The following is a 19,990-nucleotide window of genomic DNA, read 5'->3' on the forward strand; positions in this document are numbered from 1 at the left end:
TCCCCCCCTGAGTTCAGATCAGATCAAATGCAACATCCCCGCAACAGCCCCGGCGACGATCAGGATGACCGGGTTCAGTTTGCTGCGCAGGACGATGATGGCTGTCAGTGCGGTAATGACGTCGGTGCGCCAGTTGGCGGTGTCGAGTTGTGTGAACAGGCAGGCGGTGGCCAGCAAGAAGCCTATCGAGATCGGGGCGAAGGTGTCGCGTACGGCAGCGGTCAGGCGCTGGTTGTAGTTGGAGGTATTCAGGCTGATGACGGATAGCGTCAATATTGTCGAAGGGATGATGACTGCGAGTGTTGTCAATATCGCGCCGGCCCAGCCACCGATAAGCCAGCCTACCAGAGAGATGAACAAGAGATTGGGGCCGGGTGCTGCCTGAGCAATCGCATAGGCAGAGGCGAACTGGGCGCTGGTGACCCAGTGTTTTTCTGTGACGACAAAATGGCTGATGTCGGGTGCCATCATGACCAGCCCGCCGCCAACTGCCATCATTGACAGGATGGACAGATGCAGGCACAGGTCCAGCATGGGGGATTCGTCATTCATTTTTGTCTTTCAGAAAATAAGCGGCCACGCTGCCTGGTAAGGCCAGCAATACGAAAACAATAATCAGGCGAAACTTGAGCAGGGCCAGCCCGGCAAAGGCCAGCGTCATCAATGCTGCCTGCAAGCCAGTGCGGCTGTTGAACAAGCTGCTTTTGTCTGGCCCGGCACCCTGAGCATTTTTCCCAAACAGGGACATTGCCATCTTGATCGCTGTTGACAACACCAGACCGGCTGCCACGGCTGTCATGCCTGTCAGAGCGTCCTGCACCATGGCCAGTTTACCAAAGCGCTGGTAGGCAACGCCGAGCGCGATCACCAGCAAAAAAGGGGCGATGATCAGGCCTGCCATGGCGGCCAGCGCACCTGGGATACCGGCATAACGCTTGCCTATCATCAAGGCGACATTGCATATGGTGGGGCCGGGCAAGACCTGGCTCAGGGCCAGGTAGCGGGCGAATTCTTCGGCACTGAGCCAGCGGTATTGTTCGACCAATGCCCGGTAGGCAAAGGGCATGACGCCGCCAAAACCTGTCATCGCTATTTTGGAAAACACCAGGAACAGGCGCCAGGAAGTGATGCTGGCAGTGTCATTAACACCCAGGCCTGGCAATGGTGGATTTAACATGGGGTACTCATCAAAAACGGTGAAAAATATTTACAGCAAGAACATCTTCTTACTCGGGCAATTAAAAGTACAATGAATTTATTTAGACGATTGATTCATTTTTCTTATGAAAATCGATATTCTCGGTGTACAGGCTTTTGTGGCCATTGCCGATCATGGCAGTTTTAACAAGGCGGCTGATGTGCTGTTTGTCACGCAGACAGCGGTAACGCAAAGGCTGCGCAATCTGGAGATTTTTTTGGGCGTGACCCTGCTCGAAAGAACTACCCGCTCCATCGCCCTGACCAGGACGGGACAAGACTTTTTGCCGCAAGCCAGACGGTTGTTGCAAGAGCTGTCTGCCGCCCTGACCGAGATACGCGAAACCGGCAAGGCGTTGCGCGGTGATGTCTCGATTGCCTGCATACCGACAGCGGGGGTGCGCTACCTGCCACAGGTGATCCGTGAATATTCAGCACTCTTCCCCGACAACCGTATCAAGATACTCGACCATGCATCGGTCGGCGTGGCAGAGGCCGTGTTGCGGCGCGAGGCAGAATTTGGCATCAACCTCGCTGGCCCTAACCATCCCGAGCTGACCAGCACACCTTTGCTGGAAGACCGCTTCGTGCTGGTCAGCCGTGATGATCATGCACTGGCCAGGCGCAAGAGCCTGACCTGGGCACAATTGCAGCCCTACCCGCTGATTTTTGCCGGACAGGCCAGCGGCAACCGTGCTCTGCTGGATGGTTACCTGGGTGCAGAGAATATGCATGGTGGCCGGGGTGCGCAAGATGGGCGAGCAGGTTTAAGCTTGCAGATACATTATGAAGTGCAGCGCAACTCCACCGCTCTCGGCCTGGTCGATGCTGGTATCGCTGCCGCCATCGTGCCCAATCTCGCCATGCAAAAAGCCAACTACCCGCGCCTGCGCGTGATCAGGCTGCAAGACCCTGTGATTTCGCGAACCCTGGTGCTGGTAGCCCGCAAGGCAGCCAGGCTGTCACCGGCGGCACAACTGCTGTATGACATGATCAGGGATAGTCGGGTGGTTAAATAAGGGAGCGAGGGAGCGTGGCATGGTCACAGGCATGCAGAGCGTGTCGTCACGTCGGTTTTTTCAAGCCAGCTTCAGTTTCATCCCGGTATCCCATCATGCATAATCCCGCCAGAAAAAATGGCAGCAGCCACCAGACTGACGCGTGGGCCAGATCTGCCCAGCGACTGCCATATGACCACCATGTCTCGTCAGCGATATACACAGAATTACCCTTGCTTGACCAGGATGGATAATAGACATGGGAACCGCCACGAAAAAACTCAAAAACATAAGCATCTACAGGTGGCTTGCCAAATTCGCTGATCAATTCATCGGAAAACGGTGCTGTCTTATATGAAAAGCCTATGCCTTGCAGGTCTGGCCTGACACGTGCCCAGTCATCAAAGTCTTGAGTAGTCGGCATGCGCGCATGCTGCTCCCGAAAGCGCTGTACGTACTCTTTAGCATCGGTAATTTCAGTTTCATAACTTCCATTAAAGGCCTTGTGTTGTTCACTAGGCACCAGGGCAAGATACAAGCTGAAAAGCAATCCTGGCAAACCCGCCAGCACAAACACCACTGACATCAAAAAATTAAGCGCACGCATGAATCAATTACTCGCAATCATACAAATTTACTGTAAAAACCAGACTGTATCATGCAGACAGTATTTATTCCGGCTGCACTTTCCTGATATCAGTAATAAGCAAAAACACAAAGCCAGTTTCAAACGGCACGCGGTAAATACCCTTGGTCTTGAGCAGATAATTGGCCACGGTCGCCATTTCCCATCCATCTGACAATTTTGCAGACCAACTGCGTTGCGTCAGTTTGCTGAACTGGTGTTTTGCACCCAGGCTCCTGAGTACATCCATGCGTTTGTATAAGGCCGGGGTGATCGTCGAATTACCCCAGCTCCATAGCCAGGTCTTGCTGCGGTCAGAATAAGAACCGACAAACTCGATTCTGGCACTGAGCTTCTGCACACCCCCGTCTGCGAATGTGAGCTCACCGGTTACCTGATCAAGATCCCAATATTCATAGCTGGAAACCAGGTAATCGTCATCAAGCGCTTTTTGGGTGGCTGCTGAATAGTCGGCGCTGGCGCTCAGAACCTGCTCCCAGCCTTGCTGGCGGGCGTGGGCGTTGCCAGTCAAAAGCATTAACACAATACTGATCAGCGATATCAGAGAGAGGGCGGGCATGCTGTATGTATTTTCAGATGATTTGCAGCCATGCCCCATCTTTCGCCCTCACAGTCAACAGAAATTAACTCAGTATGACGCCACCAATAACCAATAGCACCAGGCCCAGAATATAAAATTTGAGAAAATGGCTAAACAGGCCATGCCGCTTCGCCAGCAAAAAAACATAACCCGGAATAAACAAGGCTACAAAAGCCTTGCCTGCATCAAACTTAAACAGCATCAAGCTAAGGTAAAGCTGGGCAAGAAAAGCGATGGCCATCCCAGATAACAGAGTGCAAACGCCAAGATTATGCATGACTATCCTGATGTTATTTTAATACTTCAATGTATCACGGAAACCGTCAAAAACAAATGGCATTCGGCATATCACTGAAGTGATATTCACCCGCGCTATGCGCTGACGCAAATGTGCAGCCTGCTGCTCATTGAATTGAATACCATCAAGCCAGATATTCTTCAATGAGACCAGCGCTTCCACTTTGGATATCAGTTCAGCTGCGTCAAAACCTGGCGCATCATCAACATTGCCCAGTGACAGGTACTCCAGATGTGGCAGTTGTGCGAGTAGATCAAGATCATCAAGCTCGATTTTCGTTGCCCATAAATCCAGCGACCTGAGTTGCGTCATGCGGCACAGGTGCACGAGCCCCTTGCCTGTGATTTTTGTATTGCCGAGGTCCAGCGTATGAATCTGCTTGCTGGCGCTCAGGCTCGCGGCCATGGCATCATTAAATGCTGTTCGTTCCATATCCAGCGCAAGCAGGTGCGGGTGGGCCAGCATCGCAGCAATCAGACGTGGCGACAGGTCTGCGCCCTGCATGCCCAGCTCTTTGAGTGCAGGTGCCTGCAGGATGCTTGCTACATCGTTCTCAGACATGCCAAGATTAGCCCGCACAATCTCCAGATCAGGGGCTGTGGCAAAGCTGTCCATCCTGTCCGGCCCCTTGATATTGAGTATGTCCAGCACACGCAAACCGGGGGTGTTGATGACATGGCGCATGGCCTTGCGTGTGACATCGCACCACAACCAGAGCTTTTCCACTGATTCTAATGTTGGCAGAGCCTGCGCCAGTTTGTCGGTCAGCGTGGGCATTTTCGAGAGCTGGAGTTCATGTATCGCCCCTCTGGCACGCAGGTTTTTGATATCAGCGGGGGTGATCTTGCCGCTTAGTGCCGCATCATTTTTTTGCTCTTCATTTTTTGTCATTGATGTATTTCATTCTCTTTATTTTCTCTTTATTTATGTCACCGTCTTCATGACGATTCCATCCCCAGCAACCTCGCCCCTGCCCCCTCTTCCGACAAGGCATCCAGCGGGTTACGCAACTTGCAGGCCTTGATCGACAGGCAGCCGCAGCCTATGCAGTCGCCCAGTTGTTCACGCAGTTCCATGAGATTATTGATGCGTTCATCGAGTTCTGCCTTCCAGCGTTTTGACAACCTGGCCCAGTCGGCCACGGTGGGTGCGCGGCCTTCAGGCAACTCTGCCAGGGCGGTTTGTATGGAGGCAAGTGAGATGCCCAGGCGCTGCGCGACCTTGATGACAGCGATGCGGCGCAACACGTCACGCGCATAACGGCGCTGGTTGCCTGCATTGCGCTGGCTGTGTATGAGCCCCCTGGCTTCATAGAAATGGATGGCTGACACCGCGACGCCGCTGCGTGCCGCCACCTCACCGACAGCCAGCGGTTTGCCTATATCTTGCGGATTGATTTGTGCCATGCAAAATCTCCTTGACCTCAAGTTAAGTTGAGGTTTTACACTACTCTTCGCCTGGTTTCAAGCTAACAATTGGAGAAATAAAGATGACGGCAGCAAATCAAGTTGAACCGAACCACACCGGACAGTCTCACACCAAACACAATCTGCAACTCGTGCGCCGCCTGTATGAAGACTGCTTCAATACCGGCAATCTTGATCTTGTGCCACAGATGATCGTCACTGATTTTGTCAGCAACCGTGGCGAGCATGGTCAAGTGGAATTTGCCGCCAATATAGCGGGCTTGCGCAAGGCTTTTCCTGATATGTGCTTTGTCGTTGATGATATCTTTGGCGCAGCTGACCGGGTCGCAGTCAGGTGGAGCTTCAGCGCTATCCACAGTGGGGCTTTTGCTGGTTTCCCCGCTACAGGCAAGGCAGTAAGGCAGCAGGGCAATGTGATTTGCCGGGTCACGAATAGCAAGATCGCTCAGGCCTGGGTGCAGATAGACAGGCTGGGTTTGATACAGCAATTAGAGCTTAATGCATAGCGCCAGAAAGTAGGACGGTTTTACCTTGCGCCTGCGGGACAGCCTTCAACAAGGCCCTGGCAACGGCTGTAGCTTCGATAGGCTGGTAGTTAGCGGGTATCAAAAAACCAATTAGCTTGCTGACGACCAGGCCGATTTTTTCGCCACGCCGCTCTGGTTGCCCTAACACTTCGCGGTCACCGACCAGCAGGGATGGGCGGGCAAAGACCATGCCTTCAAACGGCATTTTCTCGAGCGCGTTTTCGAGCTCGCCTTTGACGCGGTTATAAAAGACTTTTGAACTGGCATCTGCCCCCATCGCGCTGACCAGCCCTAGCTTCTTGACACCAGCAGCCTGCGCCGCCCTGGCAACGGCGAGGTTGGCATCGTAGTCTATGGCACGAAAAGCCTCCTGGCTGCCAGCGACCTTGATGGTCGTACCCAGCGCCAGATACACTTCGTCGGCCTGCGGTAACACCGGCAAACGCAGGCTGGAGAAATCGACGATATATGCACTCAGCTTGGGATGCTGCACAGTGGGCGGCTTGCGGCCAAGGCTATGCACTTCTGCCACGCTATCGTCCGCCAGCAGGCCGGCAAGAATCTCTTTTCCAACCATGCCGCTGGCCCCGGCGATAATGACAGTGCGCTTTACCATGCCTGATACTCCTTAGTGAAATGCTCAGTGAATTTATTTCATGCCCGGCTTTTATCAACACTGCGTGAATGCTGCTATGCTAAGCAAAGTCAAACCATGCTCACGCACGAGCTATCAAACTCAATACTACCGGATTTACTGGCATACTGCTTTCTGTAGTACATGCATCAGCGCGCGGGCATGTTTGCTATACACCAATTGCCTGAGAAAGGTATCCAATGGCTGAGTTCATTCATCACTCTACCCACCCTGCTATCCACCCATATTACGAGTCACATCGTGGCGCAATGGAGGCAGCGATGCACCGCCGCCTTGAACTGGCGGAACCTATGTTGCGCGAACGTGCGCACTTGTCTGACATCGCGGTAATCAGGCAAGAGGTGATGGATGAATTTGACATCGTACTCAGGCAGATGCCCTATGTCGGTGGCGCAGCAAGCCGCATGAGCGATTTCTTGATGCGGCTACTGGGTTTCATGGCGATCAGCCGTGTGCTGCGGCGGCATGGTGTGGCAGTGCCTGTCATCGGTGACATAGAGCGGGACACTTACCAGGCGCAATTACTGAGCACTCCAGAAGCAGATCGCCTCGCGTCGGGCAATCAGTTCATGTCGGCAGCGAACCAGGCTTTGCTGCGCGAGCAGGCGGCACAAAGCGCGACGGAAGAACATCAACAAGCGTTTCCGCAAGATTTTGTATATGACTTTGTCGAGCCTGGCCCAGGCGACAAGTTTGAATTTGGCATCAACTACAAGGCTTGCGGCTTTTGCAAATTCGCCGCCAGCCATGGCGATAAAGAAGTTTTACCAAACATTTGCGGGCTCGATTTTGTTGCCTATGCAGCGCGGGGCATACACCTCGAAAGAACGCAAACCCTGGCTGGTGGGGCTAGTCACTGTGATTTTCGCTTCTCAAAACTGCCGGCTGACTAAGACAATTTCAGCTCATCATTGAGTAGGGTGCGTCTTGACGCACCAACCCGGCAATTTTAGAAAGAGATGTGGTGCGTCAAGACGCACCCTACCTCAGACAGCCACCACAGGCACCAAAGTACGCAAGCGCAGCGTAATCGCCAACCCCACACTGAGTATGCCACCCAGCAGCATGACTACCCCCGCCCAGCCGTGGCTGGCCCACACCACGCCCGTGAAAGAACCAATGAGGCTGGAACCGAGGTAATAAAAACACAGGTAGATTGCAGAAGCAACAGCCTTGTAAGCCTGCGCACGGCGCGCGACCCAACTGCTGGCGACTGAATGCGAGGCAAAGAAACCAAAGGTGAACAGGGCCACGCCAGGGATCATGATGTACAGCGAGTTGGACAGGCTCAGCAGCAAGCCCGCCATCATCACCAGCAAGACTATCCACAGCACACCACGGCGGCCTACGCGGTCTACCAGACGTCCTACCCAGACCGAGCTGCCCATGCCCAGCACATATAGCAAGGCAATCGTGCCTGCGGTACTTTGGCTAAAACCAAATGTTGTGCCCTGCAAGCGGTAGCCTATGTAGTTATACACACTGACAAAACAGCCCGTGAGCATGAAGGCCAGGCAAAACAGCATGCACAGGCCACCATCAGACAAATGCATACGCAAGCCCTGGTGCAGGCTGCCCCAGACCCGCGCCGCCGGTTTGAAGTTACGCGCCAGTGGCAGGCTGCGCCAGAATTCCCACGCGGCATAGATGCCAGCAACACCAATCGCTGCCATCGCCGTGCGCCAGCCAAAATGATCACTCAACAGGGCCGACAGCAATCGCCCTATCATGCCACCCATGGCGCTACCTGCGATATACAGGCCCACTGCCGTGCCCATGGCTGCGGCCTCGATCTCCTCGCCCATATACGCTACTGCCACTGCTGGCATGCCACCGAGGGCAAAGCCCAGCAGGCCGCGCAAGAGCAACAGTTGGCTAAAGTCTTGCGTCAGCGCACACAGCACCGTGGCAATGGCCGCCAGTGCCAGCGCTGCCACCATCATGGGCTTGCGGCCTATGCGTTCACTGATGGCGCTGCTGATGAGCAAAGAGAAAGCCAGCGATAAAGTCGATATCGACAAGACCCAGCTGCTTTGCGCCGGACTCAGCGCAAATTGCAGGGCCAGAGAAGGCATCAGCGGTTGCATGCTGTACAACAGTGAAAAGGTGGAAAAGCCACCAAAGATCATGGCGCGGGTGATATGCCGGAACGCTGGCGTGCCTGCGACGATGCGGGCTGGCTGGTTTATTTGCGGCGGCGGGGTAATGCTGGCGACGGTCATGATGGTGTGGCTGGACGATCAGGGAGTAGCCATCTTATATTTGCGCTTTTATAGCGTCCAATATATATTTAAGGCGTTAGTAATACATTTTTTAGATGATTGGATAGCGAATAAAGCTTGCTCCCCGTAGGTTGGGCTACGCTTTACCAGCCCAACACTGGGCCTATAAAAACGTATACGTATATGAAGGCACAGTGTTGGGCTGATACCCCGTAGCCCAACCTACGCAATTACCAAGACTCGGCACAACCTACGCCCTATTCAACCTCTAACCACAACCCCATGGAACTCCGCCACCTCAAATACTTCATCGCCGTCGCCGAAGAACTGCACTTCACCCGTGCGGCGGAGCGGCTGCACATAGGCCAGCCACCTTTGAGCCATGCGATACAAATGCTGGAAGCCGACATAGGTGCGCAGTTATTTGAGCGTAGCAAACGCTGGGTGCGTCTGACGGAAGCGGGCAAGCTGTTTTTGCAGGATGCGCGGCATATCCTGGCGCTGGCTGAGCAAGCCAGTGAAAACGCCCGCCGTGCGCAGCGTGGCGAGACGGGCGAGCTGCGCATAGGCTTTACCTTCTCGACCCCGTTCACGCCCTTGTTTGCCGCCGTCATCAATAGCTACCGCGAACAATACCCGGATGTGACGCTGAGCTTGCGCGAGATGGCGACCAACAAGCAGCTCGAAGCATTGAGCCAGCATCATCTTGACGTGGGCTTCATACGCCCGCCAGAAGGCGGTGAACTGGCGCGTGGAGTATCATCACCATTACGCTTTCGCAAGCTGCGTGAAGACCCGCTAGTGGCCGTGCTGCCGAGCACGCATGTGCTGGCAAAAAAGAAAAAAGTGCCCATGAAAGACCTGGCACAAGAACCCTTCATCATGTACCCACCCAGCGCAGGCACCGGTATTTACCCGCACATCTTGCGGCTCTGCCATGCCGCAGGCTTTGCCCCAAAAATCGCGCAAGAAGCCAACGACGCCTCCACCATCATCGGCCTGGTGGCTGCTGGCTGCGGCATCTCCATCTTGCCAGGTTCGTTTTACACTATCCATTTTGATGGCATTTGCTACCGGCCGATTGCTGATGCGGGGGCAACTACCTCGCTACTGCTGGCGCAGCGCAAGGGGGAAGTGTCGCCATTGGTGGAAGCTTTTGTGAAGCTGGCTGGTGGACTGGTGTGAGTAGCGAACAGTCGCGGTGAAAATCGAGACGCCAACCTATTGCTACGCAACCGGGCGGGCCGGATACATCCAGCAAAACACCAGCGTCGCTACCGCCGCACCCAGCAATTGCGCAATGATAAAACCCGGCGCATCGACAGGGCGTATGCCCGCAAAGCTATTACTGGCCGCGCGTGCCAGTGTCACTGCGGGGTTGGCAAATGAGGTTGAAGAGGTGAACCAGTATGCCGCCGTGATATAGGCTGCCACTGCAAATGGTGTCACCGCCGGGCGGCTACGGCTGGTGCTGATGATGACCGCAATCAGGCCAAAGCTGGCGACAAACTCACTCCACCACTGTGCCATGCCAGTGCGTGCATGTGCCGACGCAAAAAACACCGGCAGGTCAAACATCGCATGCGCCGCCGCTACCCCGGCAAAAGCACCCAGAACTTGCAGCAGGATATACGGCAGCACATCCCTGGCTGGCAGGTTTTTCTGATAAGCCTCAGACAATGTCACGACAGGGTTGAAGTGCGCGCCCGAGACCGGGCCAAACATCAATATCAATGCGATCAGACCCGCACCCGTGGCAATGGCATTGGCCAGCAGCGCAATCGCAACATTGCCGCTCGCGAGCCGCTCTGCCATGATGCCCGATCCCACCACGACAGCCAGCAACAAGGCTGTGCCCAAACCTTCAGCCACCAAACGTCTGGCCATGCTCATGGCGTGATCTCGCCTATCTGGTCCAGCGCGATCTTGAACTTTTGCCTGTCCTGCGCCAGCGTATCCAACGGCAGTGCCAGCATGGTCTCAATGCGGGTGCGCAGGATGCTGTAGGCGGTCATGAAGGCAGCGTCGATTTCTTCATCTGTCCCGGTCGCATGGGCGGGGTCTGCCACACCCCAGTGGGTACGCAGGACTGGCCCCAGATAGGCCGGGCAGGTTTCACCCGCAGCACTGGCGCAAACGGTGATGACGATGTCTGGTGTGGCTGGCAGATTGTCCCATGATTTGCTGGCATAGCCCGTGGCCGAAATACCTTCCCGCGCCAGCAATGCCAACGAACGTGGATGCACTTCACCCGTTGGCTTGCTACCCGCACTCATGGCATGCCAGCCTGCCGGGGCCAGGAGATTGAAAGTGGCCTCAGCCAGGATGGAACGGCAGGAATTGCCGGTACATAGAAATAAAACGTTCATGGGTTTGCCTGCCAGGGTAGTTTGGATTCAAGGCTACGGTTGTTTATTCTGTGGCAGCACATTGCTGCACCGACACCGGCGTACATGGATTGCCGCCACAGCAGTTCTCAGTCAAAAAGCCCAGCATCTGGTTCATCGTCGTGATATTGGCCGAGTAGATAACAAAGCGCCCGGCCTGGCGCGACTGCACCAGCTCTGCATGCGACAACTCCTTCAAATGAAAGGATAGCGAGGACGCAGCAATGCCCAGCTCCTCAGCAATCTTGCTGGCCGCCATGCCCAAAGGGCCGGTCTGTACCAGCAAGCGAAATACCGCGAGACGCGACTCTTGTGCAAGGGCCGCCAGGGCCAGCAAGGCTTGTTTGGTTTCCATGATTTGGGTGTTCAAAGTTTCGTCATCAATTCTATATTTCAATAATAATGGAAATATAGAATTGAAGTAAAGCAGAATTTGCATGGACAAATATCCCCCTTTCCGCCTTTGTCTCACTGCCAATCTTGCCACTACATGCTGTGCCATCACCCGTAGGAGCGGCTTCAGCCGCGAACAGTGTGTCAAACAGACAAGGGTGATGGAGAAATTGTAGCTCCTGCTATTCGCGGCTAAAGCCGCTCCTACAGAGAAAACCAAGCTTAGCTCCAAATCATCAAGCGACTTCAGCCGCGAACACACAAGCGCAGAAACCCAAGATCATGCTTAGCTTGCAGCCTTCGCCTTTCGCGGCTAAAGTCCATCCCACAGAGCATTGATGCCCACCCAATTCACCGCCGCCAGCACCATGATACGACCAGCCATCGCCGCCGACGACGCCACCTCCATCGCGGCCATCTACAACCACTACATCGCCACGACCACCATCAGCTTTGAAGAAAACCCGGTCACAGAACAGGAGATGGCCCAGCGCATCAAGGACGTCAGCGCCAGCCTACCATGGTATGTAGAAGAACAGGATGGCGTAGTCATCGGCTATGCCTATGCCACTCCATGGCGGGCCCGCAGCGCCTACCGGTTTTCAGTAGAAAGCACGGTGTATGTCGCCGCCAGCCATGCAGGCAAGGGCATAGGTAAGCGGCTATATCAAACCCTGATAGCCGACCTGCGCCAGCGCGGCATCCACGTCATCATAGGCGGCATCGCCCAACCCAACGCCGCCAGCGTCGCCCTGCATGAAAGCCTGGGTTTCGAAAAAGTCGCCCACTTCAAGGATGTCGGACGCAAGTTTGAACAATGGGTGGATGTGGGTTATTGGGAACTGGGGCTGGAATGAGCACATGAAGACAGACTGGATCATACGCCCGGCGACACCATCAGATATCGCCATCATCACCCGCCACCGCTTCCACCGCGAAGACGAACGGCAAGAAGACCTGGATGCCTATGCAAACTGGCTGCCAGGCGCACTGGCTGCCTGCAATTACCTGGGCTTGCTGGCCCAGGCCGGAGACACAGTGGTCGCTGGTGCCGGCCTCTCCATACTGGATTGGGGACCAATACGCGGTGATACACAAGCCCGTCGCGGCAGAATCGTCAACGTCTATACCGCACCAGACTGGCGCAGACTGGGCATTGCCAGGGCACTGGTCGCAGGCGTGCTGCAACTGGGCAAAGAGCAAGGTCTGAACACTTTCAATCTGAGTGCATCAGAAGAAGGCCAGCCACTGTACCAGGACCTGGGCTTTGTTTCTTATGCGACGGAGATGATATATAAATCAAGAAAGTAAGGGTTTTGAAACAATAGCCAGCACTTCAAAGACCCGGCACAAACTTGAGTTACGGGTGGATGCGTTTGTGAAGCCTGGATGGGATTTGTTTGAAGCACTCAATAATTTGGAGGATCAAGATCTAAGTCTATTCACTATCTGACAGCGGGAAATACCATGCTACTTATTTCACCATCATTGCGATAATAAATATACACTCCGCCGCCGCTGATGATCGCACGCTTTTTGACATCATGGCTGAATAGAATTTTTTCTCTTTCCATATATTGCGTCGCTTCTCTATATTGACAACGATGGCGCGGAAAATCACTGTCGTACTGGATTGCATTATTGGAAGCGTAGTCGAGTGTGAAATATATACCTATCCGCTCCAGTGTTGCACCAGAAAACCAGAATGTGCAAATTCCATTGATCCAGCACGCAGCATCTTCAAGACAAGTCCCGTCGCCGAACACTGCGGGTGGCCCTGCCAGCGCCAAAACTTCCGTCTTGTTCATGCCAATTCTGACACCACCGAAATTGGCCGCGCACAAAAAATCATTTAAACCCACCTGCAATTGCGGCTCAAGCTTGACGATATTTACTGAGCTATCTTCGCGATGCGTCAATAAATCTTCGCTCGCAGAAAATGGACAAGCGCACTCTATACATACGATGGAATCAGATGGTGAATACTTCCCGCACATTTCGCAAATCATCATGGTTTTGGCATCAATCAAACAAATCCAGATTAGTCGGCACAATAATCTGCAGCTTCCTGGGTTTGATGATCTTCTCCACTACAGGCTTCGGCGCAAAGTCGGCAAACATGCGATCAGCCGGGTAAGGCCGCAAAAAGGCACGGGCGAATTCGGGGTCGCGGCAAGATAGCCAGTCGTCAAAATCTTCTGGCGGCACGATGACAAGCGAGCGTTTTTCTTCGCCGGGTTTGTGGAAGCGCTTCATCAGCGGGTGCTCGTCGGCGTTGATGGTGATCTGGGTGAAGGAATAGCTGACGCTGCCATCTTCTTGCGGCCATTCCTTGTACAGACCCGCCACGGCAAAGTCTGGCTCTTCGATGAGGCCTATGCGCCAGCGTTCGGCTGCGCCGCTTTCATAATTGGGTTCAAAGAAGTGCTGCATGGGCACCAGGCAGAGTTTGCCGCTGTGCCAGGATGGCGCATAGCTGCGCAGGCTGCCCAGAGTTTCTGCACGTGCGTTCATCGTAGAGAAACGCTTGACACCAGGCTGCATCTTTGACTTGGGTATCATGCTATAGGCACCCAGCAAGGCCTGGCGATTGCCCCCGGCATCATGCACGACGATGGGGGCATCGTAATCTTGCCAGACTTCTGCACTCCATGGGCCTATGCCCTTGGTATTGGCCTTGAAGTAGGCCATGCGCTCTTGTGGTGTAGAAGTGAAATTGATGCACATAGAAATTGATGGTTGATACTGCGACAAAAAGTATTGTACTTACTTTCTCACTATTGGGGCCTCTTCGTCGCCACTGAGGTCGCCGCATTTTCCAAGGCACCATATCTTAAAATGACAGAAATTAACGAGGCTTCTTTTGGGGTACTATTTGCTGTAAGCGACAACATGCCATTTGTAATAGCCGAGGTCAATCTGGCCTGCGCCAAGACCTTGGTGTCGAACAGAACAATCAAGATATGATCTGTCCCAGCCTGAGACAAACCTGCAACGCGGGCTGTTGCTGCATCATTCAATTTCAAACGCAAGACTGGCTGGCTTTTTTCATCAAACGCGGCAACAGCATCGACGATATCTTCATTGGAAAACCATAGTTTGCCCGCTTCTGAGCTGACTTTGAACTGGCCGCGATGCTGCAAAAGAAATGCCAGCTCAGCATCAGGTGGCACGCCATTCGCCTTGATCACCTTACGACCTGGCTCATCGCTCACGACAAAATTGCTGGCAGACATTTCTTTCAAGCGCTCTAGCATGATGCTTTCATCGCGCTTGCTCAGGGGCACGGCGGCTTCAAGATAAATCGTTGCGGGTTCGCCTACAAAGGCGGTGCAGGCAAAAAGCAGGCTTGAAGCTAAACAAATCAGTAATCTGGATTTCATTGATAATTGGCTTTGATGGGGTGACCTTGATAGTGGCACGAAAGAAATGTTCACAACTTTCTTGATTGCCCTGAATTTTTCAAAAGGAAATACTTTCCCTCCCCCTCGAATTATACCCACAAGGCATTCCTTATCAGCAACGGGATACGTTCACATTCATCTGCCATGGTAAAAATACTGCCCGATTACCGCTGCTTAAAACTTGCGCACACTATGCATGTCTGGTTATAGTCCTGCTTCTATCTTATTCAAATAACAAAATCGGAAGACCAGGATATGCCCGCAACCATCAAAGCTGCGCCTGCATCGGCAAGATCAGTAAGTGGCCACCTGTTCAAGCTGGCCTTGCTTTCAACTCTGCTTGTCTTGCCTTATATCAGCGCGCATGCCCGGGCTCAATTCAGCATGGCAGCCAGCAACCCGGCTTTGTCGGGCGAGCCTCTGGGCATCAGCCTCAAGGGCTTGCAGCCCGGGCAAACCGTGCAGATCTTTGCCGAGCGCCGTTTTGCACCAAATGCACCCATCTTTATGTCCAGCGCAGAAATGCAGGCTGATGCGCAAGGCAATATCGCCCTGGCCACAACTGAGTCCAAGGCTGGCAGCTACACTGGTGTGGATGCGGCGGGCCTGTTCTGGTCCATGCAAACCAGTAACAAGGTCGATACAGCATGGCAAGCCGCAGAAACCCGGCTGACCGCATTGGCGGGCCAGCAGCAACTCGCGCAAATGACATTCGCCCTGCGCAGTTCAATCACGCCGGTCAAGACCGAGGCCATTGCTGGACACACGGGTGCCAAGATTTACCTGCCTGCCACCAGCGTCAATGTCAATGGCAAGCCACCTGTTGTCATCATCCTCGGCGGCTCTGAAGGTGGTGATTCTGCCGGGCGGCGCTTTGGCCTCAAGCTGGCAGCGCGCGGCTTTGCCGCTGTGAGCTACCCCTACTATTCACCAAATACTCCGCGCGGGCAAGAAGTGCCCGGCCTGCCCAAAGACTTTATCGACATCCCCATCGATGGCCTGGATGCGCTGTACAAAACCCTGGCAGCACGCAATGACATAGACAGCACCCAGGTCGCCTTGATGGGCGGCTCTAAAGGTGCAGAGATGGCCTTGCTGTCTGCCAGCCTGCTGCCCTGGGTAAAAGCCGTGGTCGCCATCGCCCCGAGCGACCTGGTATGGGAAGGCTTTGCCATGGACAGAATGCTGGAAGCTGGCCGTTACGGCAGTTTCAGCTACCAGCGCAAGACCCTGCCTTACACGCCCAATGCCGGTCTCGACAAAGCCTTTGCCACCACCCAACCGGTGCTGGCACACATCTACATCGAAGGCCGCAAAGCCTACCCCGAGCGTGCCAAGGCGGCCCGCATCGCGGTAGAAAATTTCAAAGGTAAACTCTTGCTGATCGCAGGCGGTGATGACCAGATGTGGCCTTCGCTGGACATGGCCAACAACATCGTCAACAGCCGCAAGACAGCGGGACTGGAAACAGAATTACTCGCCTTCCCCAAGGCCGGGCACCTGGTCGGCAGTGATGGCTATAGCCCGAATGATTACTACACCCCATTCGCCATGGGTGGCAATGCCAAAGAAGATGGTCATGCACAGACTGTTGCCTGGCCGGCGACCATGGTGTTTTTGAAGAAGGCTTTGCAGAGTGGGAAATGATGGCGATGATGCGGAGGCATGCCAATCTTGAATAGCATTGAGCAAAAAGATTTTTTGAGGCTGCCGCCAATTTGTTTATGATAAGGGCTTTTGCAAGCTGCCCTCATCTTCACATCACCAATTTTTCCCATGCATTCCAGTCTGAAAGTTTTACTTGCTCTGCTTATTCTGATGGCTGGTATTTTGCTGTTGGACCGCCAGCTTCCAGCCACAGAAATGATGACAACGATCATCAGCAGCGACGCAGACAACATGCGTTATAACTTGCCTCTTAGTGGCGGTGACGAGACCAGTTGCAAGCCACGAAATACAGATGCGCTGCCACTACCTGCCCAGACCCTGGCGGTAATACAGCATACTGCCCTATTCGGAATTTGCCTTAGCGTAAAACCAGTCCCCAAAGCTGTACTGGCCTGCCGTGACGAGCAGGTAGAAAAAATCTACCAGCAGGCGCTGGAATTTGAACACCAATTGAAACTGGTGCAGGCGCATGATTACTATGAAGCCGTGTGCAACGCGCGCGGTTCAAAGATTAACAATTCAAACAACAGCAATTCACAGAGTGGCAAAAAAGATCCCTGCGAGACTAGCCAGAGGCTGTATACAAAAACGCAAAAAACCTACGATGCTGTCATTGCTGCACTGGAAAATGTGAAATCAGGAACTGGGCAATATCCAGACAAGCTTGACAGCATACGAGGCGACCTGTCACCCGTCATGCAAGAGTTGGCACAAGATTTTGTCTATTGCAAAAAAGCCAGACCCGGCGACAGAACTGCCCCATGCTCTGATGGTGGCGAATCTTTTTCCGATCATGAAATTACCGTTGGCACTGGCCTGCACAGAGCCAGGCCAGCACTTGAAAAAAAACTGGCGATACCGCAGTTTTTTCATTGCGCGGGTGCTGGTGCAAGCAAACAATGAGCGATGCCAGCAATTACATCCAAATCACAATGGCATGTTCTGGAAGAAAGCACAAAAACTTCCTGCTGAATCACACGCTACAATACTCCCTAATCTCGCTGCCTATCGCCGCACATCTTAAGCGTTCAACTTTTCGCCGCAACACCCCTGAATCTCGTTTTCATACCCGAAAGAAAATCATGTCCTCACCTCAAGAACTAATGCTTCATATTGCGGCAGATGTAGAAATATCTGACATCGAAGATATCTTGCACATCAAGTTTGAGCCTGTGGATAATTATTACAATTTTATTGCTACTGTAGTTATCGGACAAATGATGGTGAATTTAAGAGAGCCATTCTGGAAATCATACAAGACGAGCAGTGGCGTACCATTTAAGTTCAGGATTGAATTTGAATGTGAAAATTCGTGGGTGCACTCGCGGGAAATCCTGATGATGCAATTATGCAAGGAACTTCATGAAAAATTTGGAGGGCATTATGTCGTATCCCGTGATGATGCTCCTATAGAATTCTGGACAGATGATAAAGGCTTCATCATCAATGAGGCCGAGCGGGCATACTATGATATGTTTCCCCATAATTTCACGAACAACAATTTTATCAATGACCTGACTTGCGTTGGTAAAAATGACTAATACAATTCTTGAATTGCATACGACTGCGATACTTCCCTCACATCGCATCTGGTCTCTTTTCGGTGATGTTGATTGGCACGACAAATCTGACACAGAAGATATTTCATGTGACGCTGCCTTTGGTCCCATTCAAATCAAGATCAGAAAACCAGAATGGAAAGCATATCGTCCTCATGCTGAACTGATTTGGAATACAGCAATCTCTTTCCACTGCGAAAAATCATGGAATGATGTCCGCATGATCCACGCTTTGGAACAGTGCTCTAATTTATACGAGCTTATCGGAGGGTATTATCTGGTCAAAGAAGATCATGGCGATCTGGGGTTCATCGCCAAAGAAAATAAACTTATCCTGCCAGAGCAGTATAGAGATTATTTTTCTAAATTCCCCATAGCATTTGATCACATCACTTACGGTGCACCGCCGCAGTTTTCGCATTCGTAAGCGGTGTATCATATATATGCCCTACATGGATACGACCAGAGCTTCATCGTATCCATGAGAACTGGAAAAATGTAGCGCCAGAAAATTCTATCATTAGCTAGCGCATTTCATTACTTCACTCAAGGCAGCGGCGTCAATAAAAATGCCCGCTGCACACCATTGATCTTGCCGGTGCCGGCCAGTTGGCCAGCATCGTTGATGTGCAGACTTTGGTAATCTATGTCGGTGAGGCCACTTGCAAGACTGCTGACATCTGCAATCACACCATTGCTGTACAAGAAGGACCGGTCAACCTGGTTGCGATCATTACTGAGCCTGTAATAACCTATCACCTGCCCTTTGCTATTGATGCCGCGTGCATAGCTATTGCCTGCGGCACCGCCGGGCATGCCCAGATTGAGCATGCTGCCTGCGCTATATAAAAAGGCGCGGTAATCACCATTGGCAATTCTGGCTGCACCTGCGACCTGGCCAAGATCATTGATGCCTGTAGCCTCGCTGTAATTACCGCCCAGGGTGCCAAGATCAGAGAACTGCCGTCCATCATATAAAAAAGCGCGATACTCCTGGCCATTATATGCAGTACCCGCGACCATCCCTGATGAATTAATCGCCGCTGGCAAACAACTGCCCTTGGACGACAAAGAACCTATATCGGTCAAGCCACCGCCGTAAGACAAGGCGCAGCGAGTTTGTCCTTTTGCATTGGTGGCACTGGCAACAATAACACCAGCATTATTGATTGCCATTGCCCTGCTGAAGCGGCCACCCAAGGTGCCTATATCCACCAGCCCGGCTGTGGTGGCGACGAAGGCGTGCTCATCATAATTGACAAAGGTGCCGTAGCCCACGACTTGGCCATTATCATTGATGCCATTGATTTGAAAGTAGCTCCCGCCAAAACTGCCCAGCCGTATCGTGCGGTTGCCGCTAAAAATACCCAGCTCAACACTCAGGCCATCAGCACTGTTGACCCGCCCTGCCGCGAGAGCATTTTTGTTGGCGACTAGCACTACGCCTGTGGTATTGCCTATGGGTGCGAGTTGACCATTCTGGCTAAGAAATGGGTATGGCAAACCGTCGGCTCTTGCCGACAGGCCACCAACCCGGCCATCCGCCGTCAAGGCATAGCCACCACTGGTACCTGATTCAAAGGCACCAAGATCAGTCAATTGCCAGCCTGCAGCGAAGCAGGAGCCACTCATGGCCAGCAGTGCACTAAAACCGCCGAGATATTTTTTAAGATTGAATTTTTTCATGAAGTCTGGTGTAAATCCGGCCCGTAGACCGGAGCGGCATTGTGCATCTGCAGAGACAGCACAATCTGGTGGAAGCCTGCACACCCCTGTTTTATCCACCGTTCAATAGAGCTTGCGAGCATGCGCAAGCGGCCCTGCCTGATGCCGAAAAGCCCGTTCATGACATCAGCGCATGGGTGAAACGATACCGATCGAAGTGGGGTGATGCAAGTGGGAAAAGAATATGCAGGGAGTAGTAATTGCGCAGAATCTACCGGGATTAATGAGACTCAGACTACGAATTCGTCACGCCTCATCATCCCATATTAAAATCATTCCCACATTGTTGCGGACTGGAATACAT

26 protein-coding genes are annotated in these 19,990 nt (G+C 53.0%); 10 read left to right on the forward strand and 16 right to left on the reverse strand.

From position 1 onward, the window contains the following. Nucleotides 1-18: 18 nt before the first annotated feature. Both ACO0LI_RS17465 and ACO0LI_RS17470 read right to left on the reverse strand, forming a co-directional pair. A complete protein-coding gene (locus tag ACO0LI_RS17465; protein WP_423034083.1) occupies nucleotides 19-552 on the reverse strand; it encodes a chromate transporter in 534 nt (177 codons plus the stop codon). Next, the gene (locus ACO0LI_RS17470; protein WP_423034085.1) at nucleotides 545-1,177 is read right to left on the reverse strand and encodes a chromate transporter; all 633 of its coding nucleotides are present in this window, start codon (nucleotides 1,175-1,177) and stop codon (nucleotides 545-547) included. Before ACO0LI_RS17470 ends, ACO0LI_RS17465 begins: the two co-directional genes overlap by 8 nt. 106 nt (nucleotides 1,178-1,283) lie before the next feature. Here ACO0LI_RS17470 and ACO0LI_RS17475 point away from each other — a divergent pair, with 106 nt between their 5' ends. Continuing rightward, on the forward strand, nucleotides 1,284-2,216 hold the full coding sequence (locus ACO0LI_RS17475; protein ID WP_423034087.1) for a LysR substrate-binding domain-containing protein: 933 nt from the start codon (nucleotides 1,284-1,286) through the stop codon (nucleotides 2,214-2,216). 46 nt (nucleotides 2,217-2,262) lie between these two features. On the opposite strand, the gene ACO0LI_RS17480 is transcribed toward ACO0LI_RS17475, so the two are convergent. The 5 genes from ACO0LI_RS17480 to soxR all read right to left on the reverse strand — a co-directional run bounded on the left by ACO0LI_RS17480 (nucleotide 2,263) and on the right by soxR (nucleotide 5,125). Further along, nucleotides 2,263-2,802, reverse strand: coding sequence for a hypothetical protein (locus tag ACO0LI_RS17480; protein WP_423034089.1), 540 nt, complete (start codon nucleotides 2,800-2,802; stop codon nucleotides 2,263-2,265). A gap of 64 nt (nucleotides 2,803-2,866) precedes the next feature. Further along, nucleotides 2,867-3,400 (reverse strand): DUF6882 domain-containing protein, encoded by a 534-nt coding sequence (locus tag ACO0LI_RS17485; protein ID WP_423034091.1) that lies wholly within the window; start codon nucleotides 3,398-3,400, stop codon nucleotides 2,867-2,869. Between the two features lie 64 nt (nucleotides 3,401-3,464). Beyond that, the gene (locus ACO0LI_RS17490; RefSeq protein WP_422954207.1) at nucleotides 3,465-3,698 is read right to left on the reverse strand and encodes a hypothetical protein; all 234 of its coding nucleotides are present in this window, start codon (nucleotides 3,696-3,698) and stop codon (nucleotides 3,465-3,467) included. Between the two features lie 18 nt (nucleotides 3,699-3,716). Then, a complete protein-coding gene (locus ACO0LI_RS17495; protein WP_423034093.1) occupies nucleotides 3,717-4,610 on the reverse strand; it encodes a hypothetical protein in 894 nt (297 codons plus the stop codon). A gap of 47 nt (nucleotides 4,611-4,657) precedes the next feature. Then, nucleotides 4,658-5,125 (reverse strand): redox-sensitive transcriptional activator SoxR, encoded by a 468-nt coding sequence (soxR, locus tag ACO0LI_RS17500; protein WP_423034095.1) that lies wholly within the window; start codon nucleotides 5,123-5,125, stop codon nucleotides 4,658-4,660. 83 nt (nucleotides 5,126-5,208) lie between these two features. Between soxR and ACO0LI_RS17505 the strand changes: the two genes are divergently transcribed. Further along, complete coding sequence (locus ACO0LI_RS17505) at nucleotides 5,209-5,652, forward strand: ester cyclase (protein WP_423034097.1); 444 nt, start codon at nucleotides 5,209-5,211, stop codon at nucleotides 5,650-5,652. Here the strand turns inward: ACO0LI_RS17505 and ACO0LI_RS17510 are convergent. Further along, nucleotides 5,642-6,289 carry an NAD(P)H-binding protein gene (locus ACO0LI_RS17510; RefSeq protein ID WP_423034099.1) on the reverse strand — a complete coding sequence of 216 codons (648 nt, stop codon included), beginning with the start codon at nucleotides 6,287-6,289 and terminating at the stop codon, nucleotides 5,642-5,644. The two genes, ACO0LI_RS17505 and ACO0LI_RS17510, sit on opposite strands and share 11 nt — an antisense overlap. A gap of 218 nt (nucleotides 6,290-6,507) precedes the next feature. On the opposite strand from ACO0LI_RS17510, the gene ACO0LI_RS17515 reads away from it, so the two are divergent. Beyond that, nucleotides 6,508-7,221 carry an L-2-amino-thiazoline-4-carboxylic acid hydrolase gene (locus ACO0LI_RS17515; RefSeq protein ID WP_423034101.1) on the forward strand — a complete coding sequence of 238 codons (714 nt, stop codon included), beginning with the start codon at nucleotides 6,508-6,510 and terminating at the stop codon, nucleotides 7,219-7,221. A gap of 93 nt (nucleotides 7,222-7,314) precedes the next feature. Here the strand turns inward: ACO0LI_RS17515 and ACO0LI_RS17520 are convergent, their stop codons facing one another. Continuing rightward, entirely contained in the window at nucleotides 7,315-8,550 is a 1,236-nt protein-coding gene (locus tag ACO0LI_RS17520; RefSeq protein WP_423034103.1) for an MFS transporter, read from the reverse strand. Between the two features lie 282 nt (nucleotides 8,551-8,832). Here ACO0LI_RS17520 and ACO0LI_RS17525 point away from each other — a divergent pair, with 282 nt between their 5' ends. Continuing rightward, entirely contained in the window at nucleotides 8,833-9,735 is a 903-nt protein-coding gene (locus tag ACO0LI_RS17525; RefSeq protein ID WP_423034105.1) for a LysR family transcriptional regulator, read from the forward strand. 42 nt (nucleotides 9,736-9,777) lie between these two features. Here ACO0LI_RS17525 and ACO0LI_RS17530 read toward each other — a convergent pair whose 3' ends face one another. The 3 genes from ACO0LI_RS17530 to ACO0LI_RS17540 are packed head-to-tail and all read right to left on the reverse strand — an operon-like array spanning nucleotide 9,778 to nucleotide 11,292. Next, nucleotides 9,778-10,443, reverse strand: coding sequence for an aquaporin (locus ACO0LI_RS17530; protein ID WP_423034107.1), 666 nt, complete (start codon nucleotides 10,441-10,443; stop codon nucleotides 9,778-9,780). Next, nucleotides 10,440-10,919, reverse strand: a complete 480-nt coding sequence (locus ACO0LI_RS17535) for an arsenate reductase ArsC (RefSeq protein ID WP_422954198.1) — start codon at nucleotides 10,917-10,919, stop codon at nucleotides 10,440-10,442. The genes ACO0LI_RS17530 and ACO0LI_RS17535 overlap by 4 nt, the downstream gene beginning before the upstream one ends. A 43-nt stretch (nucleotides 10,920-10,962) precedes the next feature. Continuing rightward, a complete protein-coding gene (locus ACO0LI_RS17540; RefSeq protein WP_422954197.1) occupies nucleotides 10,963-11,292 on the reverse strand; it encodes an ArsR/SmtB family transcription factor in 330 nt (109 codons plus the stop codon). A 406-nt stretch (nucleotides 11,293-11,698) separates the two neighbouring features. Between ACO0LI_RS17540 and ACO0LI_RS17545 the strand changes: the two genes are divergently transcribed. Together ACO0LI_RS17545 and ACO0LI_RS17550 are read left to right on the forward strand one after the other, a co-directional pair. Next, nucleotides 11,699-12,187 carry an arsinothricin resistance N-acetyltransferase ArsN1 family B gene (locus tag ACO0LI_RS17545; RefSeq protein WP_423034286.1) on the forward strand — a complete coding sequence of 163 codons (489 nt, stop codon included), beginning with the start codon at nucleotides 11,699-11,701 and terminating at the stop codon, nucleotides 12,185-12,187. A 4-nt stretch (nucleotides 12,188-12,191) separates the two neighbouring features. Further along, complete coding sequence (locus tag ACO0LI_RS17550; RefSeq protein ID WP_423034109.1) at nucleotides 12,192-12,641, forward strand: GNAT family N-acetyltransferase; 450 nt, start codon at nucleotides 12,192-12,194, stop codon at nucleotides 12,639-12,641. Nucleotides 12,642-12,775: 134 nt separating this feature from the next. Here ACO0LI_RS17550 and ACO0LI_RS17555 read toward each other — a convergent pair whose 3' ends face one another. From ACO0LI_RS17555 to ACO0LI_RS17565, 3 genes are read right to left on the reverse strand one after another with little or no spacing between them, the layout of a single operon-like run. Next, complete coding sequence (locus ACO0LI_RS17555) at nucleotides 12,776-13,360, reverse strand: hypothetical protein (protein ID WP_423034111.1); 585 nt, start codon at nucleotides 13,358-13,360, stop codon at nucleotides 12,776-12,778. After that, nucleotides 13,353-14,057 carry an SOS response-associated peptidase gene (locus ACO0LI_RS17560; RefSeq protein WP_423034113.1) on the reverse strand — a complete coding sequence of 235 codons (705 nt, stop codon included), beginning with the start codon at nucleotides 14,055-14,057 and terminating at the stop codon, nucleotides 13,353-13,355. Before ACO0LI_RS17560 ends, ACO0LI_RS17555 begins: the two co-directional genes overlap by 8 nt. Nucleotides 14,058-14,107: 50 nt before the next feature. Then, on the reverse strand, nucleotides 14,108-14,713 hold the full coding sequence (locus ACO0LI_RS17565; protein WP_423034115.1) for a SecDF P1 head subdomain-containing protein: 606 nt from the start codon (nucleotides 14,711-14,713) through the stop codon (nucleotides 14,108-14,110). A gap of 276 nt (nucleotides 14,714-14,989) precedes the next feature. On the opposite strand from ACO0LI_RS17565, the gene ACO0LI_RS17570 reads away from it, so the two are divergent. The 4 genes from ACO0LI_RS17570 to ACO0LI_RS17585 all read left to right on the forward strand — a co-directional run bounded on the left by ACO0LI_RS17570 (nucleotide 14,990) and on the right by ACO0LI_RS17585 (nucleotide 18,388). Further along, nucleotides 14,990-16,381 (forward strand): acyl-CoA thioester hydrolase/BAAT C-terminal domain-containing protein, encoded by a 1,392-nt coding sequence (locus ACO0LI_RS17570; protein ID WP_423034117.1) that lies wholly within the window; start codon nucleotides 14,990-14,992, stop codon nucleotides 16,379-16,381. Between the two features lie 129 nt (nucleotides 16,382-16,510). After that, the gene (locus ACO0LI_RS17575; RefSeq protein WP_423034119.1) at nucleotides 16,511-17,305 is read left to right on the forward strand and encodes a hypothetical protein; all 795 of its coding nucleotides are present in this window, start codon (nucleotides 16,511-16,513) and stop codon (nucleotides 17,303-17,305) included. Next, nucleotides 17,302-17,943 carry a hypothetical protein gene (locus ACO0LI_RS17580; RefSeq protein WP_423034121.1) on the forward strand — a complete coding sequence of 214 codons (642 nt, stop codon included), beginning with the start codon at nucleotides 17,302-17,304 and terminating at the stop codon, nucleotides 17,941-17,943. The genes ACO0LI_RS17575 and ACO0LI_RS17580 overlap by 4 nt, the downstream gene beginning before the upstream one ends. Beyond that, nucleotides 17,936-18,388, forward strand: coding sequence for a hypothetical protein (locus tag ACO0LI_RS17585; protein ID WP_423034123.1), 453 nt, complete (start codon nucleotides 17,936-17,938; stop codon nucleotides 18,386-18,388). The genes ACO0LI_RS17580 and ACO0LI_RS17585 overlap by 8 nt, the downstream gene beginning before the upstream one ends. 119 nt (nucleotides 18,389-18,507) lie before the next feature. On the opposite strand, the gene ACO0LI_RS17590 is transcribed toward ACO0LI_RS17585, so the two are convergent. Next, entirely contained in the window at nucleotides 18,508-19,647 is a 1,140-nt protein-coding gene (locus ACO0LI_RS17590) for a hypothetical protein (protein WP_423034125.1), read from the reverse strand. Nucleotides 19,648-19,990: the final 343 nt, after the last annotated feature.

Origin of the sequence: Undibacterium sp. Tian12W (genome assembly GCF_049339405.1) — a bacterium.
In the GTDB taxonomy this organism is placed as follows: domain Bacteria; phylum Pseudomonadota; class Gammaproteobacteria; order Burkholderiales; family Burkholderiaceae_D; genus Undibacterium.

Excerpts from the sequence above, each read along its gene's own strand:
- ACO0LI_RS17570 (WP_423034117.1), top strand. The coding sequence starts at position 14,990 with ATGCCCGCAACCATCAAAGCTGCGCCTGCATCGGCAAGATCAGTAAGT.
- ACO0LI_RS17580 (WP_423034121.1), top strand. The coding sequence starts at position 17,302 with ATGAGCGATGCCAGCAATTACATCCAAATCACAATGGCATGTTCTGGA.
- ACO0LI_RS17590 (WP_423034125.1), bottom strand. The coding sequence starts at position 19,647 with ATGAAAAAATTCAATCTTAAAAAATATCTCGGCGGTTTTAGTGCACTG.
- ACO0LI_RS17515 (WP_423034101.1), top strand. The coding sequence starts at position 6,508 with ATGGCTGAGTTCATTCATCACTCTACCCACCCTGCTATCCACCCATAT.
- ACO0LI_RS17540 (WP_422954197.1), bottom strand. The coding sequence starts at position 11,292 with ATGGAAACCAAACAAGCCTTGCTGGCCCTGGCGGCCCTTGCACAAGAG.
- ACO0LI_RS17575 (WP_423034119.1), top strand. The coding sequence starts at position 16,511 with ATGCATTCCAGTCTGAAAGTTTTACTTGCTCTGCTTATTCTGATGGCT.
- ACO0LI_RS17545 (WP_423034286.1), top strand. The coding sequence starts at position 11,699 with ATGATACGACCAGCCATCGCCGCCGACGACGCCACCTCCATCGCGGCC.
- ACO0LI_RS17495 (WP_423034093.1), bottom strand. The coding sequence starts at position 4,610 with ATGACAAAAAATGAAGAGCAAAAAAATGATGCGGCACTAAGCGGCAAG.
- ACO0LI_RS17530 (WP_423034107.1), bottom strand. The coding sequence starts at position 10,443 with ATGAGCATGGCCAGACGTTTGGTGGCTGAAGGTTTGGGCACAGCCTTG.
- ACO0LI_RS17520 (WP_423034103.1), bottom strand. The coding sequence starts at position 8,550 with ATGACCGTCGCCAGCATTACCCCGCCGCCGCAAATAAACCAGCCAGCC.
- ACO0LI_RS17490 (WP_422954207.1), bottom strand. The coding sequence starts at position 3,698 with ATGCATAATCTTGGCGTTTGCACTCTGTTATCTGGGATGGCCATCGCT.
- ACO0LI_RS17550 (WP_423034109.1), top strand. The coding sequence starts at position 12,192 with ATGAAGACAGACTGGATCATACGCCCGGCGACACCATCAGATATCGCC.
- ACO0LI_RS17565 (WP_423034115.1), bottom strand. The coding sequence starts at position 14,713 with ATGAAATCCAGATTACTGATTTGTTTAGCTTCAAGCCTGCTTTTTGCC.
- ACO0LI_RS17480 (WP_423034089.1), bottom strand. The coding sequence starts at position 2,802 with ATGCGTGCGCTTAATTTTTTGATGTCAGTGGTGTTTGTGCTGGCGGGT.
- ACO0LI_RS17505 (WP_423034097.1), top strand. The coding sequence starts at position 5,209 with ATGACGGCAGCAAATCAAGTTGAACCGAACCACACCGGACAGTCTCAC.
- ACO0LI_RS17475 (WP_423034087.1), top strand. The coding sequence starts at position 1,284 with ATGAAAATCGATATTCTCGGTGTACAGGCTTTTGTGGCCATTGCCGAT.
- soxR (WP_423034095.1), bottom strand. The coding sequence starts at position 5,125 with ATGGCACAAATCAATCCGCAAGATATAGGCAAACCGCTGGCTGTCGGT.
- ACO0LI_RS17485 (WP_423034091.1), bottom strand. The coding sequence starts at position 3,400 with ATGCCCGCCCTCTCTCTGATATCGCTGATCAGTATTGTGTTAATGCTT.
- ACO0LI_RS17465 (WP_423034083.1), bottom strand. The coding sequence starts at position 552 with ATGAATGACGAATCCCCCATGCTGGACCTGTGCCTGCATCTGTCCATC.
- ACO0LI_RS17560 (WP_423034113.1), bottom strand. The coding sequence starts at position 14,057 with ATGTGCATCAATTTCACTTCTACACCACAAGAGCGCATGGCCTACTTC.
- ACO0LI_RS17470 (WP_423034085.1), bottom strand. The coding sequence starts at position 1,177 with ATGTTAAATCCACCATTGCCAGGCCTGGGTGTTAATGACACTGCCAGC.
- ACO0LI_RS17535 (WP_422954198.1), bottom strand. The coding sequence starts at position 10,919 with ATGAACGTTTTATTTCTATGTACCGGCAATTCCTGCCGTTCCATCCTG.
- ACO0LI_RS17585 (WP_423034123.1), top strand. The coding sequence starts at position 17,936 with ATGACTAATACAATTCTTGAATTGCATACGACTGCGATACTTCCCTCA.
- ACO0LI_RS17525 (WP_423034105.1), top strand. The coding sequence starts at position 8,833 with ATGGAACTCCGCCACCTCAAATACTTCATCGCCGTCGCCGAAGAACTG.
- ACO0LI_RS17510 (WP_423034099.1), bottom strand. The coding sequence starts at position 6,289 with ATGGTAAAGCGCACTGTCATTATCGCCGGGGCCAGCGGCATGGTTGGA.